General features: G+C 71.3%; 15 protein-coding genes. 12 read left to right on the top strand and 3 right to left on the bottom strand.

The features are described from left to right. The first annotated feature begins 183 nt into the window (after window positions 1–183). Together OG251_RS03375 and OG251_RS03370 are read left to right on the top strand one after the other, a co-directional pair. Entirely contained in the window at window positions 184–1,293 is a 1,110-nt protein-coding gene (locus OG251_RS03375) for a nitronate monooxygenase (protein ID WP_073728901.1), read from the top strand. Then, window positions 1,290–2,840: an acyl-CoA synthetase gene (locus tag OG251_RS03370; protein WP_326675544.1), complete on the top strand. Its 1,551-nt coding sequence runs from the start codon at window positions 1,290–1,292 to the stop codon at window positions 2,838–2,840. The genes OG251_RS03375 and OG251_RS03370 overlap by 4 nt, the downstream gene beginning before the upstream one ends. A gap of 55 nt (window positions 2,841–2,895) precedes the next feature. On the opposite strand, the gene OG251_RS03365 is transcribed toward OG251_RS03370, so the two are convergent. Next, a complete protein-coding gene (locus tag OG251_RS03365; RefSeq protein ID WP_326675543.1) occupies window positions 2,896–5,307 on the bottom strand; it encodes a penicillin acylase family protein in 2,412 nt (803 codons plus the stop codon). A gap of 150 nt (window positions 5,308–5,457) precedes the next feature. Here OG251_RS03365 and OG251_RS03360 point away from each other — a divergent pair, with 150 nt between their 5' ends. The 3 genes from OG251_RS03360 to OG251_RS03350 all read left to right on the top strand — a co-directional run bounded on the left by OG251_RS03360 (window position 5,458) and on the right by OG251_RS03350 (window position 8,836). Continuing rightward, window positions 5,458–6,990: an acyl-CoA synthetase gene (locus OG251_RS03360; RefSeq protein WP_326675542.1), complete on the top strand. Its 1,533-nt coding sequence runs from the start codon at window positions 5,458–5,460 to the stop codon at window positions 6,988–6,990. Window positions 6,991–7,252: 262 nt separating this feature from the next. Then, complete coding sequence (locus tag OG251_RS03355; protein ID WP_326675541.1) at window positions 7,253–7,759, top strand: sortase; 507 nt, start codon at window positions 7,253–7,255, stop codon at window positions 7,757–7,759. 444 nt (window positions 7,760–8,203) lie between these two features. Continuing rightward, window positions 8,204–8,836 (top strand): class F sortase, encoded by a 633-nt coding sequence (locus tag OG251_RS03350; protein WP_442818409.1) that lies wholly within the window; start codon window positions 8,204–8,206, stop codon window positions 8,834–8,836. Between the two features lie 81 nt (window positions 8,837–8,917). Here the strand turns inward: OG251_RS03350 and paaK are convergent, their stop codons facing one another. Together paaK and OG251_RS03340 are read right to left on the bottom strand one after the other, a co-directional pair. After that, on the bottom strand, window positions 8,918–10,207 hold the full coding sequence (gene paaK / locus OG251_RS03345; RefSeq protein WP_326675540.1) for a phenylacetate--CoA ligase PaaK: 1,290 nt from the start codon (window positions 10,205–10,207) through the stop codon (window positions 8,918–8,920). A 298-nt stretch (window positions 10,208–10,505) separates the two neighbouring features. Then, window positions 10,506–12,164: an FAD-dependent oxidoreductase gene (locus tag OG251_RS03340; RefSeq protein ID WP_326675538.1), complete on the bottom strand. Its 1,659-nt coding sequence runs from the start codon at window positions 12,162–12,164 to the stop codon at window positions 10,506–10,508. A gap of 272 nt (window positions 12,165–12,436) precedes the next feature. Here OG251_RS03340 and OG251_RS03335 point away from each other — a divergent pair, with 272 nt between their 5' ends. The 7 genes from OG251_RS03335 (at window position 12,437) to OG251_RS03305 (ending at window position 17,767) form a co-directional block, all read left to right on the top strand. Continuing rightward, window positions 12,437–13,555 (top strand): TcmI family type II polyketide cyclase, encoded by a 1,119-nt coding sequence (locus OG251_RS03335; protein WP_326675536.1) that lies wholly within the window; start codon window positions 12,437–12,439, stop codon window positions 13,553–13,555. Between the two features lie 89 nt (window positions 13,556–13,644). Then, window positions 13,645–14,094 (top strand): cupin domain-containing protein, encoded by a 450-nt coding sequence (locus OG251_RS03330; protein WP_326675534.1) that lies wholly within the window; start codon window positions 13,645–13,647, stop codon window positions 14,092–14,094. Next, window positions 14,091–15,359 (top strand): beta-ketoacyl-[acyl-carrier-protein] synthase family protein, encoded by a 1,269-nt coding sequence (locus tag OG251_RS03325; RefSeq protein WP_326675532.1) that lies wholly within the window; start codon window positions 14,091–14,093, stop codon window positions 15,357–15,359. The genes OG251_RS03330 and OG251_RS03325 overlap by 4 nt, the downstream gene beginning before the upstream one ends. Next, window positions 15,356–16,606, top strand: coding sequence for a ketosynthase chain-length factor (locus OG251_RS03320; RefSeq protein WP_326675530.1), 1,251 nt, complete (start codon window positions 15,356–15,358; stop codon window positions 16,604–16,606). Before OG251_RS03325 ends, OG251_RS03320 begins: the two co-directional genes overlap by 4 nt. Window positions 16,607–16,622: 16 nt before the next feature. After that, on the top strand, window positions 16,623–16,880 hold the full coding sequence (locus tag OG251_RS03315; RefSeq protein WP_326675529.1) for an acyl carrier protein: 258 nt from the start codon (window positions 16,623–16,625) through the stop codon (window positions 16,878–16,880). Window position 16,881: 1 nt separating this feature from the next. Then, complete coding sequence (locus OG251_RS03310; RefSeq protein WP_326675527.1) at window positions 16,882–17,361, top strand: SRPBCC family protein; 480 nt, start codon at window positions 16,882–16,884, stop codon at window positions 17,359–17,361. A gap of 73 nt (window positions 17,362–17,434) precedes the next feature. Next, window positions 17,435–17,767, top strand: a complete 333-nt coding sequence (locus OG251_RS03305) for a TcmI family type II polyketide cyclase (RefSeq protein WP_326675526.1) — start codon at window positions 17,435–17,437, stop codon at window positions 17,765–17,767. The last annotated feature ends 8 nt before the right edge of the window (window positions 17,768–17,775 follow it).

The raw sequence follows: 17,775 nt of genomic DNA, 5'->3' as shown, positions 1-17,775 counted from the left end.
GCGCCCGCGTGGCAGCCCGCGCGAAAGTAACTTTCGAAAAGTTGGTCGAAGAGTGAAACTTCTTGCCGCCGCCGAGATTACTGGCACCCCTGCCGCCCCGTACGGCCCCGGCGGCACAAAGAATCTGACACAGCATCAGAAAATCTCTTCCTTCGGTTGTCCGGCTGCGGCATCCTGCCGCCCATGGAGACGGAGCTGAGCAGAAAACTGGGGATCGAGCACGCCATCTTCGGCTTCACGCCGTTCCCCGCGGTCGCCGCTGCCATCACCAGAGCAGGCGGGCTGGGGGTGCTCGGAGCGGTCCGGTACACCGCCCCGGACGACCTGGCGCGCGACCTCGACTGGATGACGGAGCACGTAGACGGCAAGCCGTACGGCCTGGACGTCGTCATGCCGGCCAAGAAGGTGGAAGGGGTCACCGAGGCGGATGTCGAGGCGATGATCCCGGACGGACACCGCAGATTCGTCCAGGACACCCTCGCCGCACACGGCGTCCCCGACCTCGCGGAGGGCGAGGCGTCCGGCTGGCGCATCACCGGCTGGATGGAAGAGGTCGCCCGCAACCAGCTCGATGTGGCCTTCGACTACCCGATCAAGCTCCTCGCCAACGCCCTCGGCTCCCCGCCCCCCGACGTGGTCCGCCGCGCCCACGAGCACGGTGTGCTCGTCGCCGCCCTCGCGGGCAGCGCCAAACACGCCCGGCGGCACGCCGAAGCGGGCATCGACATCGTCGTCGCCCAGGGATACGAGGCGGGCGGCCACACCGGAGAGATCGCCTCCATGGTGCTGGTCCCCGAAGTGGTCGACGCCGTCGGCCCGCTGCCCGTCCTCGCCGCCGGAGGCATCGGCAGCGGCGAACAGATCGCCGCCGGGCTCGCCCTGGGGGCCCAGGGCGTATGGCTCGGCTCCCTCTGGCTCACCACCGAGGAGGCCGACCTCCACTCCCCGGCCCTGACCCGCAAACTCCTCGACGCGGGCTCCGGCGACACCGTGCGCTCCCGCGCCCTCACGGGGAAACCCGCACGTCAGCTGCGTACCGAATGGACCGACGCCTGGGACGACGCCGCCGGACCCGGCACCCTGCCCATGCCGCTCCAGGGGCTCCTGGTCGCCGAAGCGGTCTCCCGGATCCAGAAGTACGAGATCGGGGCCCTGCTCGGTACACCGGTCGGGCAGATCGTCGGACGGATGAACGCCGAACGCGGCGTCCAGGCGGTCTTCGACGACCTGACCCGCGGCTTCGAGCGCGCCGTGGACCGGATCAACCGCATCGCCGGACGGAGCGCGTCATGAACCAGCCCCCCAACGGCTTCTGGGCCCAGGCCACCGCGGACCCCGGCCGCACCGTCCTCGTCGCACCCGACGGCGAGGAATGGAGCGCGGGCCGGCTGCACGCCGCCGCCAACCGCATGGTCCACGGACTGCGTGCCGCGGGCCTCGGGCGGGGCGACGCGTTCGCCGTCGTCCTGCCCAACGGAGTGGAGTTCCTCACCGCCTATCTCGCCGCCTCCCAGGCCGGTTTCTATCTGGTCCCCGTCAACCACCACCTCATCGGCCCCGAGATCGCCTGGATCGTCGCTGACTCCGGGGCCAAGGTCCTGATCGCGCACGAACGGTTCGCGGACGCCGCGACCGCCGCCGCCGACGAGGCGGACCTGCCCGCCACCCATCGCTACGCCGTCGGCACGGTCGACGGCTGCCGCCCGTACGCGGAACTGCTCGACGGCCGGCCGGACAGCCCGCCCGCCGACCGCACGCTGGGCTGGGTCATGAACTACACCTCGGGCACCACCGGCCGCCCCCGCGGCATCCGGCGGCCGCTCTCCGGGAAACTCCCCGAGGAGAGCCACCTCGGCGGCTTCCTGGGCATCTTCGGCATCAAACCGTTCGACGGCAATGTGCACCTGGTCTGCTCACCGCTCTACCACACGGCCGTGCTCCAGTTCGCGGGCGCGGCCCTGCACATCGGCCACCCGCTGGTCCTGATGGACAGATGGGCACCGCAGGAGATGCTCCGGGTCATCGACGCGCACCGCTGCACACACACGCACATGGTCCCCACCCAGTTCCACCGGCTCCTCGCCCTTCCCGACGAGGTCAAGCGGCGCTACGACGTCTCGACGATGCGGCACGCCATCCACGGGGCCGCCCCCTGCCCCGACCACGTCAAGCGCGCCATGATCGACTGGTGGGGGCGGTGCGTCGAGGAGTACTACGCGGCCAGCGAGGGCGGCGGCGCGTTCGCCACCGCCGAGGACTGGCTGAAGAAGCCGGGAACCGTCGGAAGGGCCTGGCCCATCAGTGAACTGGCCGTCTTCGACGACGACGGGAACCGTCTGGCGCCCGGTGAACTGGGCACCGTCTACATGAAGATGAGCACCGGCGGCTTCAGCTACCACAAGGACGAGACCAAGACCCGGAAGAACCGCATCGGCGACTTCTTCACCGTCGGTGACCTGGGCGTTCTCGACGAGGACGGCTATCTCTTCCTCCGCGACCGCAAGATCGACATGATCATCTCGGGTGGGGTCAACATCTACCCCGCCGAGATCGAGGCGGCCCTTCTCGCCCACCCCGCGGTCGCCGACGCGGCCGTCTTCGGTATCCCGCACGGCGACTGGGGGGAGCAGGTCAAGGCCGTCGTCGAAGCGGCCGAGGGCTTCGAGCCCGGCGACGAGCTAGCCGCCGGGATCCTCGCCCACTGCGAACAGCGGCTCGCCGGGTTCAAGCGGCCCAGGAGCGTCGACTTCATCGCCGCGATGCCCCGCGACCCCAACGGCAAGCTGTACAAACGACGCCTGCGCGACCCGTACTGGGAGGGCCGCGCACGCGCCCTGTGAACCGGTGGTCAGGTCCTGGGGGAGGGGTGGGCCCCTCCCCCAGGACCTGTTCGGATCAGCGGTGCTCGCGTACCCGCACCACCCGCAGCTCCGGCGAGCGCGCGATGTCCCTCTCGCAGAAGCGTGACGTCACCCAGCGCTCACCCGAGTACAGCCGGGTCTGGTCGCTGAAGTGCGGCGACACCGGATTCGAGGACTGGGAGTACGTCAGCAGCGTCCGGGCCACCGGGCACGCGCCGCCGTCCCAGCCGACCGCCTGGATGTAGCTGGAGCCGTCCGACACCTCGGTGTAGCCGCCTGCCGCCGCGTTCCACCGGGGCTCGGTCTTGTTCCAGATGCCCAGCGACTCCGTACCGCCGCCGATCGGGATGCGCCTGTCGCCGCGTACGACGAACTGGTGATCGCCCAGCGGGGCGTCCAGGGCGATGCCCGCCGCCCGCAGCTCCGCCACGGTGTCGGCGAGCGCCGCCGTCACCCCGGGAGCCGCGGTGTTGAGGGTGTTCGGGGTCCGCACCGGATCGGCGGGGCTGTACGGCACCTTCCACAGCTGGGCGGCGGGCACCTTCGTCGCCCGGCGCCAGAAACGGTCGAAGAGCAGTGCGCCCCGGCTGTCGGTGTCCACGCTCCGGTCCCAGCGCCGCAGCACCGGGCACGCCCCCGACACATCGACCGGTGAACCGTCGCTGCCCACCGCGGTGCCGCCCGGCAGCGCCGAGCAGGCCGCCGCCATGTCGGCCGCCGCCAGGTCACCGGCGGGCGCGCGGTTCGCGAACTGCTGGCGCCGCAGGTCCGCGACGCGGAGCCGTCCCCGCTCCGCCATCGCCGACACGTCCTCGATCGCCCCGCGCGTACGCATCGAGCGGTTCGTGCCGATGGTGCCGAAGACCCGCTCGTAGCCCGTCAGCGGCCGCGCGGCATTCGTCAGCCAGGCGCTGTCGTTGGAGTTCTCGACGTACGGGGTGTCCTTGAGGGTCGGCATCCGGCTCGGGCCGAAGATGCCCGGCTGCAACGCGTCCGGGTCCGACCCCGGCGCGCAGTCGCTCTTCGAACCGTCCAGCACCGCGAGCCCGGACGAGGGGTAGGTGGCGCGGCCCATCGGGGTCGAGCAGCGCTCGGCCAGCTCGTCCGTGATCCTCGGCAGGACCTGCGACTGGGAGAAGAAGGAGTGCCCGGCGGAGTCGGCGGCGATCGTGTTCACCCAGGGCAGGCCCTGCGTGCGGCGCAGCGCGTCCTGGATACCCGCGGTGCCGCGCGCCCTGCTGAAACCCAGCGCGGTGTCGGACGCCCGCAGATTCACCGCGTTCGGGTCGTTGAGCGCGTACGCGGTGCTCGCCGTCCACGGCAGCGGCAGCCCGGCGCCGAGCGAGGTGACGACCGGCCCGAACCGGGTCCACCACTGGGTGCGCGTCACCGCGGCGGAGTCCTTCACCGGCACCGACACCGTGCGCTTGGTCATCCGCTCCGGTACGCCGTCCACCAGATACGCCGTCGGATCGGCCGGATCCAGGGTGAGCTGATGCAGATTGAGCGTGACCCCCGTGGCGACCGTATGGCTCCACGCGACGTTCGCGTTGTGCCCGATCGACATCGTCGTCGAGCCGAGCAGCGAGCCGCCGGAGACGTTCAGTTCGCCGGGAATCGTCTGCTGCGACTGCCAGAACCTGCGTCCGCCCTGCCACGGGTAGTGCGGGTTGCCGAGGAGCAGTCCGCGCCCGTTCGCCGTGGTGGTCCCGTTGAACGCGACGGCGTTGGACCCCATGTCCGCGTTCTGCGTGGACAGCAGGCGCTCGGCCGCCTCCGCGGCCTCACCCGGTGTCACTCCCGGCTGCGCCGGTGCGGCGGACGGCGGCTGCGCGGCCGTGATGCCGTCGATGCCGCGGCCCTGCCCGCCGAGCACCGAGAGCGCGAAGGCCCGGACCGCCACGTCCAGTGCGGTGACGGGCCGTACCCAGGAGGCGCCGCGGCACGCCGGATCGGTGATCCGGTTCTGCTCGATCCACGCGTTGTACCCGGCCGCGAAACCGCGCATCGACTCCTTCGCGTCACGGCTCGGACCCGCCGGTGCGGGGACCTCCAGCAGCTTCTCGACGGTGCGGCTCCCGCGTACCCCGCGGAAGTACAGATCGCTGGACAGGTTCTTCGTCGCCGAGGACAGCGAACCGTCCGGCGCCGCGTCCGCACCGAGGTACCGGGACCGTTCGCCGCGCACCGTGAGGAACCCGTCGGCCAGGGTGCACACCTGATCGGCCGCCTGCGCCCAGCCGTTGCCGAAGCCCAGATGCGCGTAGTCCTTCGCCACGATGTGCGGGATGCCGTACTCGGTGTACCGGATGACGGCGGAGAGACCGCCGCCGGACGGATGCCGTTCGTGCGGGGTACCGGCGGTGGCCGACGGCAGCGACGCCGACACGCTGAACAGCGCGAGACCGGCGACCGCGGTCGTTCTCAGTCGGTTACGGAGGGACAAGGCTTCTCCCAACTCTGCGGGCGGGAAAGAGGGTTGCCCGAGTGTCCGGGCGGCCTCGCGCCACTCAGCCAGCAGACCCGTGTGCCTGTCAACCGGTTGATCGCTATCCAGCCTCTTGACCACCCGGACGTGTCCGCTCAGGATCACGCCATGACAGGTGTACGAAGCAGCACAGTCGACGGTGTCGTGACCCGCAGCGCACGGCGGACCCCCGGACGGACCGCCGTCCGTTACGCCGGGCGGACCTGGACCTACCGGTCCCTGGACACCGCGATCAGTACCGCGGCAGCCGTCCTGACGGACGAGCACGGCCTGCGCCCCGGCGACCGGGTCGCCTCCTACGCCCATAACTCCGACGTGTACCTGATCGCCTTCCTGGCCTGCGCCCGCGCCGGGCTCGTCCATGTGCCGGTCAACCAGAACCTCACCGGCGAGGACCTGACCTACCTGCTCGACCAGTCCGGCAGCTCCCTCGTCCTGACCGACCCGGACCTGGCCGGGCGGCTCCCGGCCGGACGTCCGGCCCGCACACTGCGCGACGCGCCGGACAGCCTGCTCGACGCGCCGGACAGCCTGCTCGACGCGCTGGACACCGCCAGGCCCTTCGTCCCCGAGCGCGCCCCCGGCGCCGATGACCTGGTGCAGCTGCTCTACACCTCCGGAACCACGGCCCTGCCCAAGGGCGCGATGATGACGCACGGGGCGCTCGTCCATGAGTACGTCAGCGCGATCACCGCGCTCGGCCTGACGGCCGGGGACCGGCCCGTGCACTCCCTGCCGCTGTACCACTCCGCCCAGATGCATGTGTTCCTGCTGCCGTACCTCGCGGTCGGTGCCGAGAACACCATCATCGACACCCCGGACGCCGGCCGGATCTTCGACCTGGTGGAAGCCGGGCAGGCGGACAGCCTCTTCGCCCCGCCGACCGTCTGGATCGGACTCTCCCATCACCCGGACTTCGCCACCCGTGACCTCGGCGCCCTGCGCAAGGCGTACTACGGGGCGTCGATCATGCCGGTGCCGGTCCTGGAACGCCTCCGCGAGCGGCTGCCGGAGCTGGCCTTCCACAACTGTTTCGGACAGAGCGAGATCGGGCCGCTCGCCCTCGTCCTCGGACCCGGTGAGCACGAGGGCCGGATGGACTCCTGCGGCCGGCCCGTCCTCTTCGTCGAGGCGCGCGTCGTCGACGAGGACGGCGAGGAGGTCCCCGACGGCACGGCGGGCGAAGTGGTCTACCGGTCCCCGCAACTGTGCCAGGGCTACTGGGAGAAGCCCGAGGAGACCGCGGAGGCGTTCCGCGACGGCTGGTTCCACTCCGGCGACCTCGCGGTGCGCGACCCGGAAGGGTTCTTCACGGTCGTCGACCGGGTGAAGGACGTCATCAACTCCGGCGGGGTGCTCATCGCCTCGCGCCAGGTCGAGGACGCGCTCTACACCCATCCGGCGGTCGCCGAGACCGCCGTGATCGGGCTGCCCGACGAGCGCTGGATCGAAGCCGTCACCGCCGTCGTCGTGCTGCGCGGGTCCGCGACCGACACCGAACTGATCGACCACGCCCGCGAGAAGCTCCCCCACTTCAAGGCCCCGAAACGGGTCCTGTTCGTGGACGAACTCCCGCGCAACGCCAGCGGGAAGATCCTCAAGAGGGAGCTGCGGGACCGGTTCACCACCGGCCGGCCGTAGCGGAGAGCACGGCGGACCTCGGCCGGACGTCCGGCGCCGTACGCCCGTTCGCCGTCCGCCGGGCGATTCCTCCACCGAGGCCGTCCCCGCGCCGGTGACCTGCGTAAACGATCACGCGAGAGCCGTCGCTGCGGCTGACCGAGTGACACCCGCGGCGACGGGTCATGTTGCGGAGGTGACGGGGTGTCGGTTGCCTCGGAGACGGAGCACAGCAGAGGCGCCGCGCAGACAGGCCGGACCCTGCTCCCGTTGGAGGATCCTCATGCGCAACACACGCGTCGGTACGGGAATCGGCCTGGTCATCGGTGTCCTCGCGGTGTCGGTGCCGGCGGCCGTCGCCGCCGACACCCCCACCGGTGACCGGGCGGTCAGCATCAGCCCCGGGAACGCCTCTCCGGGGTCCACGGTCACCGTCAGCACCCGCGCCTGCGGGAAGGAGACCTACGGCAAGGGCACCTCGGAGCTCGGCGGGGAGTTCCATCTCTTCGCCGGTGACAGCAAGGGCGAACTCGTCGGCCAGTTCGAGGTCCCGCGCGGGGCCGAGCCGGGCAGCGACACCGTCACCGTCAAGTGCCCGCCCCGGATCAAGCTGACGGACACGTACGAGGTCACCGGCCGGACTCCGAGCGGCTCGGTCGCCGCAGGCTTCGGATCGCCCACCGACCAGGGCACCCAGCTCGCCGTGGGCAGTGTGCTGCTCGCCGGGGCGGTCGGCGGCGGGGTGATCAGGATGCGCCGCCGGACGAGCGGTGCCGGCCTCCGGAGCTGACGGCCCGCCACGGCGCACAGTCGCACGGGCCCCGGGCACCGCACCGGTCCTGGGGCCCGGTCCGTGTCACCGGTCCGCCGGCACGGACCCCACATCCCCCGTAGCGAGGCAGAGGCAGGCTCAGACGCGATGGAAACCGGGCGCAAGACCAGCGGATCCCCGCACTCGTTCACCCCTTCGGTCAAGCATCTTGTCTGGGCCCTGCTGGCGGGTACGGTGCTGGTGATCAGCGGGACCCGCGACAACGAGCCGCCGCAGCCCTCGGCCGCCCAGGCGTTCGCCGCCCCGTCGGCCGCCCCCTCGGCCACTCCCACGGCCGTTTCCCCGGCCGCACCGAGGAGTACCGGCCCCGTGCGAGCCGCCCCTGGAACGTCCCCTGCGCACGCCGCTCCTGACCACACCGGCCCGACCGCACTCCCCACGGTCCGGCCGGTGTGGCCGCCGATGGCCCTGACCTACTTCGCCCCCGTACCGCGCCCAGCGCCCACCCGCACAGCACCTGCTCGCACAGTGCCCACCCGCACAGCACCTGCTCGCACAGTGCCCACCCGTACGGTGCCTGCCCGCACCCTGCCTGCCCGCGCCGCGCCGGTCGCGCCCCCCGGTGTCGAGCCATTGCCCCCGTCGGATCCGGTGCGGCTGCGGATCCCCGCCCTCCGCGTCGACGCCCCGATGACGAGGCTGGGCCTCGACGCGGCGGGGGCACTGCGGCCGCCGCCCGACGACAATCCGCTGCTCGCCGGGTGGTACGGGGAGGGCACATCTCCCGGCTCCAAGGGGACAGCCGTCACCGCCGGGCACGTGGACACGCGCCTCGGCCCCGGTGTCTTCCAGAAGCTTGGGCTGCTGACCAAGGGCGCCACCGTCGAGATCGTCCGGACGGACCGGCGGACGGCCGTGTTCACCGTCGACGCCGTGGAGGTGTACGACAAGAAGGGGTTCCCGGACAAGAAGGTCTACAGCCACTCCGAACGGCCCGAGCTGCGAGTGATCACCTGTGGCGGAAGCTACTCCAAGAAGACCGGCTACCGGAGCAACGTCGTGGTCTACGCGACCCTGACCGCCGTAAGGAGCTGACCGCACCTCAGGCGCTGCTCGTGCCCGAGCCGCTGACCGCACCGGGGCACCGGCGGCACCTGGGCGCCGGCCGCGCCCGGTTCAGCCGGCGTCCCGGAGGTCGATGATCCGCTTGATCTTGCCGACCGAGCGCTCCAATGACTCGGGGTCCACGATCTCGACCCCGACCGAGACCCCGATGCCGTCCTTCACCGCCGCCGTGATGGACAGCGCGGCGGCCGCCCGCTCCGCCGTCGTGGCGCCGGCCCGCGCCTCCGCCCGTACCGTCAGCGCGTCGAGCCGCCCCTGCCGGGTCAGCCGCAGCTGGAAATGGGGCGCCACTCCCGGCGTACGCAGCACGATCTCCTCGATCTGGGTCGGGAAGAGGTTCACCCCGCGCAGGATCACCAGGTCGTCGCTGCGCCCGGTGACCTTCTCCATCCGCCGGAACACCCGGGCCATGCCGGGCAGCAGCCGGGTCAGATCCCGTGTGCGGTAGCGGATCACCGGCATGGCCTCCTTGGTGAGCGAGGTGAAGACCAGTTCGCCCTCCTCCCCTTCCGGCAGGACCTCGCCGGTGAACGGGTCGACGATCTCCGGATAGAAGTGGTCCTCCCAGATGTGCAGCCCGTCCTTCGTCTCCACACACTCCTGCGCGACGCCGGGGCCCATCACCTCGGAGAGCCCGTAGATGTCGACCGCGTCGATCGCGAACCGCTCCTCGATCTCGCGCCGCATCTCCTCGGTCCACGGCTCGGCCCCGAAGATCCCGACCTTCAGCGCGGTCGTCCGCGGATCGACGCCCTGGCGCTCGAACTCGTCCAGGAGCGTCAGCATGTACGACGGCGTGATCATGATGATCTCGGGCCGGAAGTCCTGGATCAGCCGCACCTGCCGGGCCGTCATGCCGCCGGACGCGGGGATGACCGTGCAGCCGAGCCGCTCCGCGCCGTAGTGCGCCCCGAGCCCGCCGGTGAACAGCCCGTATCCGTACGCCACATGAACCTTGTGCCCCGGACGGCCCCCGGCGGCCCGTATCGACCGGGCGACCACGTCCGCCCAGACGTCCAGGTCCCGGTCCGTGTACCCGACCACGGTGGGCAGGCCGGTGGTCCCGCTGGACGCGTGGATGCGCCGGACCCGGTCCTGCGGCACGGCGAACATCCCGAAGGGGTAGTTGTCCCGCAGGTCGTCCTTGGTGGTGAAGGGGAAACGGGCGAGATCGGCGAGCGTACGGCAGTCCTCGGGCCCCAGACCGGCCGTGTCGAAGGCCGCCCGGTAGAAGGGCACGTTCTCGTACGCATGGCGGAGCGTGGCGCGCAGCCGCTCCAGTTGCAGCGCCTCCAGCTCGTCGCGGCCGAGTCGTTCCGCTGCGTCCAGCAGGGCCGTCATGCGCGTGCTCCTCTCCCCGGGCGGTCGACCGATCATTCGGTCGATCTTCCTGGGAGCAGTAATGCAGGATGCCGCGACCATGGCAAGGGGGGTGCACGGTGGACGACCGGCCGGCGCTCCGGCGCCGCCGACGGTGTACCGCTGAGGGAGGCGGAGCGCACCGCGACGCGGTTTCCGGGGGCGCGATCACCACAGCGGCCGTCCCGGGCCCGCCCGAACCGGCACTCCACGCCGAGGTGGCCGCCGTCCTGTTCCTGGCGGCCACCTCGGCGCGGAGTGCCGGTGGGGGAGAGCGCGATCAGGTCCTGTACAGCACGGAGCCGAGGACCTCGTGCAGGGTCGCCTCCGGGTCCGGCACGGGGCCCGGAGACCGCCAGGCCACGAAGCCGTCGGGGCGCACCAGGACGGCACCTTCCGCGGTGACGCCGTGTGCTTCGGCCCAGTCGGTCCCGTCCTCGGTCTTCAGATCGGAGCCCGTTCCCGCCCCGATGCCGGGGGCGTCCAGGGAGACGGACAGCCGGGCGGCGACCCGCGCGGCAGCGGCGCGCCACGCCGTGTCCCCGGCATCGCTCAGCAGCACGAAGGACCGCTCGTAGAGATCGAGGGTGGACACCCGCTCGCCGGACCGGCGCACCCACAGATGCGGTGCCCGCGACCCGGGTTCCCCCGCCAGCCGCATGCCCTCGGGCACCACCGGACCGTCGGGGTCCGCGTCCACCACGGCACCGTGGACATAGCGGTAGCCCAGTACGACCGGAAGCATCCCGCCCTTCCTTCCGCCACCGGGAGCGCCGGCCTCCGGTCCGCCCGCGTCCGGTGCGGGTGCGTAGCCGGGGTGACTGTGCTCGCCCGAGCGGGCCGAGGCGCGTGCGCCGGTCGCCCTCGCCACGGGCAGGCGCTCCGTGCCGTAGGTCTCCAGCAGTCCGGGTCCCGCCGATCCGTCGAGCACCGCGGCGAGCTTCCAGGCGAGATTGTGCGCGTCCTGGATCCCCGTGTTGGAGCCGAACGCGCCGGTGGGGGACATCTCGTGGGCCGAGTCCCCGGCGAGGAAGACCCGCCCGGACGCGTACCGCTCGGCGACCCGCTCGGCGGCGTGCCACGGCGCCTTGCCGGTGATCTCCACATCGAGACCGGGGTCGCCGATCGCCCGGCGGATGTGCTCGGCGCACCGTTCGTCGGTGAAGTCCTCCAGCGTCTCGCCCCGGTCGGGGTGCCAGGGGGCGTGGAAGACCCAGCTCTCCTCGTTGTCCACCGGCAGCAGCGCACCGTCCGCCTCGGGGTTGGTCAGATAGCAGACGATGAAGCGCCGCTCGCCCACCACCGCGGCGAGCTGCCGGGACCGGAAGGTGACGCTCACGTTGTGGAAGAGGTCACCGGCCCCCGACCGGCCGATGCGCAACTGCTCCCGGATCGGGCTGCGCGGCCCGTCGGCCGCGATGAGGTAGTCCGCGCGCACGGTGGTGTGCTCACCGCTCTCGCGGTTCTTCACCACCGCGGTGACCCCTGACGCGTCCTGGGCGAAGGACATCAGCTCGCTGGAGAACCGCAGGTCACCGCCCTGTTCGCGGGCGTGGTCCAGCAGGACCGGTTCGAGGTCGTTCTGGCTGCACAGGCACCAGCCGCTCGGGCTGAAGCGGGCGAGCGCGCCACCGGGGTCGATCTCCTTGAACAGCCACTCCTCCTCGCCGCCGGTCAGCGAGAACGCCTGCAGGATGCCGTGGTTGTCGGCGAGGACCGAGGCGGCGTCCCGGATGAGGGGCTCCGCACCGGCTACCCGGAAGACCTCCATCGTGCGCACGTTGTTGCCCCGCCCGCGCGGATGGGTCGAGGTGGCCGCGTGTTTCTCGACCAGCAGGTGCTCGACGCCGAGCCGTCCCAGGAAGAGGGAGGCGGACAGGCCCACCAGGGAGCCGCCCACGATGAGGACTGGTACGCGGAGGTCGACGTTCTCGTTCATCAGTTGGTTGCTCCAGCTCGGACGCCGTGCGGATGCAGGTTCCATGCCCGTGTTCCGAGCGGTTCGGACGTCGGCTCACCTGAACGGTTCATAAATCTCGCACCAGCCGTACCAGCGTTCCAGGATCAGTGGGAGAACGATGCCCGCGATGTGCGGGCGGACGGCACACACCAGCGGTCGGGCGGGTCCCCGCGCTGAAACTCCACTGGAAATCGACGGTTGACGCAGGGCCACGGAGGTGGCCGCCGTACCGTCTCGAAGGAGAGCGAAAGATGACCACCCTCTCGGAACGGATATCGCAGTCCGCCTTCGACGGTTCAAGGCTCAGGGTCGTGCTGCTGCTGGATCTGCACGACGGAGCGCAGAAGCAGTTCCTGGAGGCGTACGAGCACCTGCGCAACCAGGTGGCATCCGTCCCCGGACACATCAGCGACCAGCTGTGCCAGTCCATCGAGAACCCCTCGCAGTGGCTCATCACCAGCGAATGGGAGAGCGCACCGCCCTTCCTCGCCTGGGTGAACAGCGAGGAGCACGTCGAGACGGTCCAGCCGCTGCACGGCTGCGTACGCGACACCCGGTCCCTGCGCTTCAGCATCCTGCGCGAGACCGGCAACACCTTCGTGGCCGCTCCCGAACCGGCCAAGGGACGCCTCCAGTCCGCGCCCCGCCTGGGCGACGGAGTGGTGCGCCACGCCCTCACGTTCACCGTGAAGCCCGGCAGCGAGGACGCGGTCGCCAAGATCCTGGCCGACTACGACTCCCCGAGGGCCCGGGTCGACGAGACCACCCGACTGCGCCGTACCTCGCTCTTCATGCACGGCAACCGTGTCGTACGGGCCGTGGAGGTCGAGGGCGACCTGTTGGCGGCGCTGCGCCATGTGTCCCGCCAGCCCGAGGTCAGGGCCGTCGAGGAAGCGATCAATCCCTATCTGGAGCAGGACCGCGACCTCAGCGATCCCGACTCCGCCCGGATGTTCTTCACCCGGGCGGCCCTGCCGACCGTGCACCACGTGACGGCGGGCCGGCAGAAGCCCGAGGACGTCCGGCGGCACGCGCTGTTCTACCAGGCCAAGGACGGCTGTGGCATGGCGCTGGCCCGGCTCCTGGCCGGGCAGGACGAGGAAGCCGCCGACGACCAGGCGAGCCCCATCGACAGCAGCACCATCTTCCAGCGCGACGACGTCGTCGTGCGGCTCCTGGAAGTGGGCGGCCCGCTCGACGCGCGGCCCGCGCAGGCACTCGGGATCGAGGGCCTGCGCAAGGCGGCCGTGCTGGGGCGTCTCCTGGACGGCGGCGCGAACGCCGTGCCGACGAACGACGAGGAGGCCGCGCGCTTCCTCGCCCGGTCCGAGATGCGTCTGATCACCGATCGACGGGCCACGGAGTCCTGAGCGACGTACCGGCAACGCAGCGGCAACGCCGTGGAATTTCCCCGGCGTTGTCCGCCCAACACGCAGAAAGCGCCTGGAGGAGAGCAGTCATGACCACGTTCCGGCCTCGCATCGTCGACCTCAGCGAGACGCAGCCCAACCGCAGGCGCGGAGGCGACCTGCGCGCCATGCTCACCCCCACGGCGGTGGGTGCCACCAGCGGCTTCATGGGCCTGGCCCTGATCCAGCCGGGCGATCGCATCGGCGAGCACTACCACCCGTACTCCGAAGAGTTCGTGTACGTCGTGCACGGCCTGCTGGAGGTGGACCTCGACGGTGAACCGCACTCCATGCGGGCCGACCAGGGACTGCTGATCCCCCCGCATGTGCGGCACCGCTTCCGCAACGTGGGCGACGTGGAGGCGCGCATGGTCTTCCACCTCGGCCCGCTCGCGCCGCGCCCCGAACTCGGGCACGTGGACACCGAGGACACCGGCGCGGCCGACGGCAGGTCCGAAGAGCGCGGAGCGCCGCCAGAACGAACCGGGGCGGCTTCATGAACCGGCGCGTGGCGGTCACCGGAGTCGGCGTCGTGGCCCCCGGCGGGATCGGCGCGCAGGCATTCTGGGACCTCCTGGCGGCCGGCCGCACCGCGACGCGCGGCATCACGCTCTTCGACCCGACGGGCTTCCGCTCCCGGATCGCCGCCGAGTGCGACTTCGATCCCGTCGTGCACGGTCTGGACGAGGAGCAGATCGCCCGCTCGGACCGGTACGTCCAGTTCGCGCTGGTGGCCGCCGCGGAGGCGCTCGGCGACGCGGGACTGGACCCCGGGAAGGGCGATCCCTGGCGTACCGGGGTCTCGATGGGCACCGCGGTCGGCGGCACCACCCGGCTCGAACACGACTACGTCGCCGTCAGCGGGTCCGGCGCACGCTGGGACGTCGACCCCCGCCCGGCCGGCCGGCATCTGGAGCGCGCCTTCTCGCCGAGTTCCCTCGCCTCCGCGGTGGCCGAACAGGTCGGCGCGCACGGCCCGGTGCAGACCGTCTCGACGGGCTGCACCTCCGGCCTCGACGCGATCGGATACGCCTTCCACGCCATCGAGGAGGGCCGCGTCGACGTGTGCCTCGCCGGGGCGTCCGACTCGCCGATCACCCCCATCACGGTGGCCTGCTTCGACGCCATCAAGGCGACCTCGGCGAACAACGACGACCCGGAGCACGCCTCCCGGCCGTTCGACGCGGGCCGGGACGGTTTCGTGATGGGCGAGGGCGGCGCCGTACTCGTCCTGGAGGAGCTGGAACACGCCCGCGCCCGTGGTGCGACCGTGTACTGCGAGATCGCCGGCTACGCCACCTTCGGCAACGCGTACCACATGACCGGGCTGACCCCCGAGGGGCTGGAGATGGCCCGCGCCATCGACACCGCCCTCGGCCACGCCCGGATCGACGGCTCACGGATCGACTATGTCAACGCGCACGGCTCGGGCACCAAGCAGAACGACCGGCACGAGACGGCCGCGGTGAAACGGGCCCTGGGCTCCCACGCCTACAAGGTGCCGATGAGTTCGATCAAATCCATGGTCGGGCACTCGCTCGGCGCCATCGGGGCGATAGAGATAGCGGCCTGTGTGCTGGCCCTGGTCCATCAGACCGTGCCCCCGACGGCGAACTACGAGACGCCGGATCCCGAGTGCGACCTCGACTACGTGCCGCGCGTCGCGCGTCCCATGAAACTGCGCAGCGTTCTCTCGGTCGGCAGCGGGTTCGGCGGATTCCAGTCCGCGGTGGCCCTGACCCGATCCGGAGGGAGGACCCCATGAACACCTCACAGGCACGGCGGCCGGTCGTCACCGGCATCGGCGTCGTGGCCCCCAACGGAACAGGCGCCGGAGCCTTCTGGAAGACGACGCAGGAAGGCGTCAGCGTGCTGGACCGGGTGTCGCGCGAGGGATGCGAGCACCTGCCGCTGCGGGTCGCGGGCGAGGTCCGGGACTTCGATCCGGTGGCCCTCGTCGAAGAGCGGTACCTGGTGCAGACCGACCGGTTCACGCACTACGCGATGGTCGCGGCCGACCTCGCCCTGGACGACGCCCGGCTCGGCCGGGCCGACTACGAGGACGCGCCGTACGGCGTGGGCGTGGTGACCGCGGCCGGCTCCGGCGGAGGGGAGTTCGGACAGCGCGAGCTGCAACGGCTGTGGGGCCAGGGCTCCCGCTATGTCGGCCCCTACCAGTCGATCGCCTGGTTCTACGCCGCCAGCACGGGGCAGATCTCGATCCGCGGCGGTTTCAAGGGGCCGTGCGCGGTCGTCGCCAGCGACGAGGCCGGTGGTCTGGACGCGCTCATGCACGCGGCCCGGTCCATCCACCGCGGCACGGACGCCGTCGTCGTCGGTGCGGCCGAGGCACCCCTGGCCCCGTACTCGGTCGTCTGCCAGCTCGGCTACGAGGACCTCAGCACCTGCGAGGACCCGGCGCGCGCCTACCGTCCGTTCACCGCGGACGCCTGCGGGTTCGTGCCAGCCGAGGGCGGAGCCATGCTCGTGGTCGAGGACGAGACGGTGGCCCTCGCCCGCGGAGCCCGGGTCCGGGCCGAACTGGCCGGTCACGCCGCGACGTTCACCGGCGCGTCCCGCTGGGAGCAGTCCCGGGACGGCCTGGCGCGGGCGATCGGCGGCGCGCTGGCGGAGGCCGGCTGCGCACCCGAGGAGATCGACGTCGTCTTCGCCGACGCGCTCGGCGTACCGGCGGCCGACCGCGCCGAGGCCCTGGCCATCGCCGATGCCCTGGGCGCGCACGGACGACGCGTACCGGTGACGGCGCCCAAGACCGGCATCGGGCGCGCCTACTGCGGTGCGCCCGTGCTGGACACGGCCGCCGCGGTGCTGGCCATGGAGCACGGCCTGATCCCGCCCACCCCCAACGTCTTCGATGTGTGCCACGACCTCGATGTGGTCACCGGCCGCGCCCGTCCCGCGGAACTGCGGACGGCGCTGGTGCTGAGCCGGGGGCTCATGGGGTCGAACGCGGCGCTGGTGCTGCGACACCTCGACGGTCCCCTCGCATGAGAAGGAGAAGCCACTGATGACCACTCGACTGACCTACGAGGAACTCGCCGTGCTGATGAAGAACGGCGCGGGACTCACCGTCGACCCCCAGGAGATGGAGAGCCGGCCGGCCGCCGTCTTCGACGAGTTCGGTCTCGACTCGCTCGGTCTCCTGGGCATCGTCGCCGCGCTGGAGAACCGGTACGGCGTACCGCTGCCGGTCGACGCCGACCGGTGCACCTCGCCCCGGGAGTTCCTCGACCTCGTCAACAGCAGCCTCGTGACAGGAGCCTGAAGTGTCCGGACACACCGAGAACGACATCACCATCGCCGCCCCCCTGGACCTTGTCTGGGACGTGACGAACAACCTGGAGGAATGGCCGCGGCTGTTCAGCGAGTACGCGGCGGTCGAGGTGATCGAGCGGAAGGGCGAGAAGACGACCTTCCGGCTGACCATGCACCCCGACGACAACGGGAAGGTCTGGAGCTGGGTCTCCGAGCGGACCACCGACCGGGCCGCGCGCACCGTCGTGGCCCGCCGGGTCGAGCCGGGCCCGTTCCAGCACATGGACATCCGGTGGGAGTACTCCGAGGTCCCCGGCGGCACGAAGATGCACTGGAAGCAGGACTTCGCGATGCGGCCCGACGCGCCGGTCGACGACGAGTGGATGACCGACAACATCAACCGCAACTCCCGCGTCCAGATGGAACTCATCCGGGACAAGATCGAGCAGCGTGACCGGGAGCGGCGTGCCGCCTCGGTCACGGCGAGCTGACCTCCCGCCCGTCCACGGCCCCGTACTCCGCCGCGGCGGAGTACGGGGCCGTGCCCCAGAAAGGCACCCTTCGATGCACCACGCACTGATCGTCGCCCGTATGGCGCCGGAGTCGGCGCCGGACATCGCGGAACTGTTCTCCGCCTCCGACAACACCGAACTGCCGCACCTCGTCGGGGTCAACCGGCGCACGCTGTTCCAGTTCGGCGATGTGTATATGCACCTGATCGAATCCGACCGGCCGCCGGGCCCGGAGATCGCCAAGGTGACGCAGCACCCGGAGTTCAAGGACCTCAGCGACCGGCTGACCGCCTTCGTGAGTCCCTACCACCCGCAGACCTGGCGCGGTCCGAAGGACGCGATGGCCCAGGAGTTCTACCGGTGGCAGCGCGACGGCGCCGTCTGAGCGCACGG

The organism is Streptomyces sp. NBC_01237 (assembly GCF_035917275.1).
Classification (GTDB): domain Bacteria; phylum Actinomycetota; class Actinomycetes; order Streptomycetales; family Streptomycetaceae; genus Streptomyces.
The sequence above is the reverse complement of the archived record's forward strand: the minus strand, read 5'-3'. Positions and strand labels throughout refer to the sequence as shown.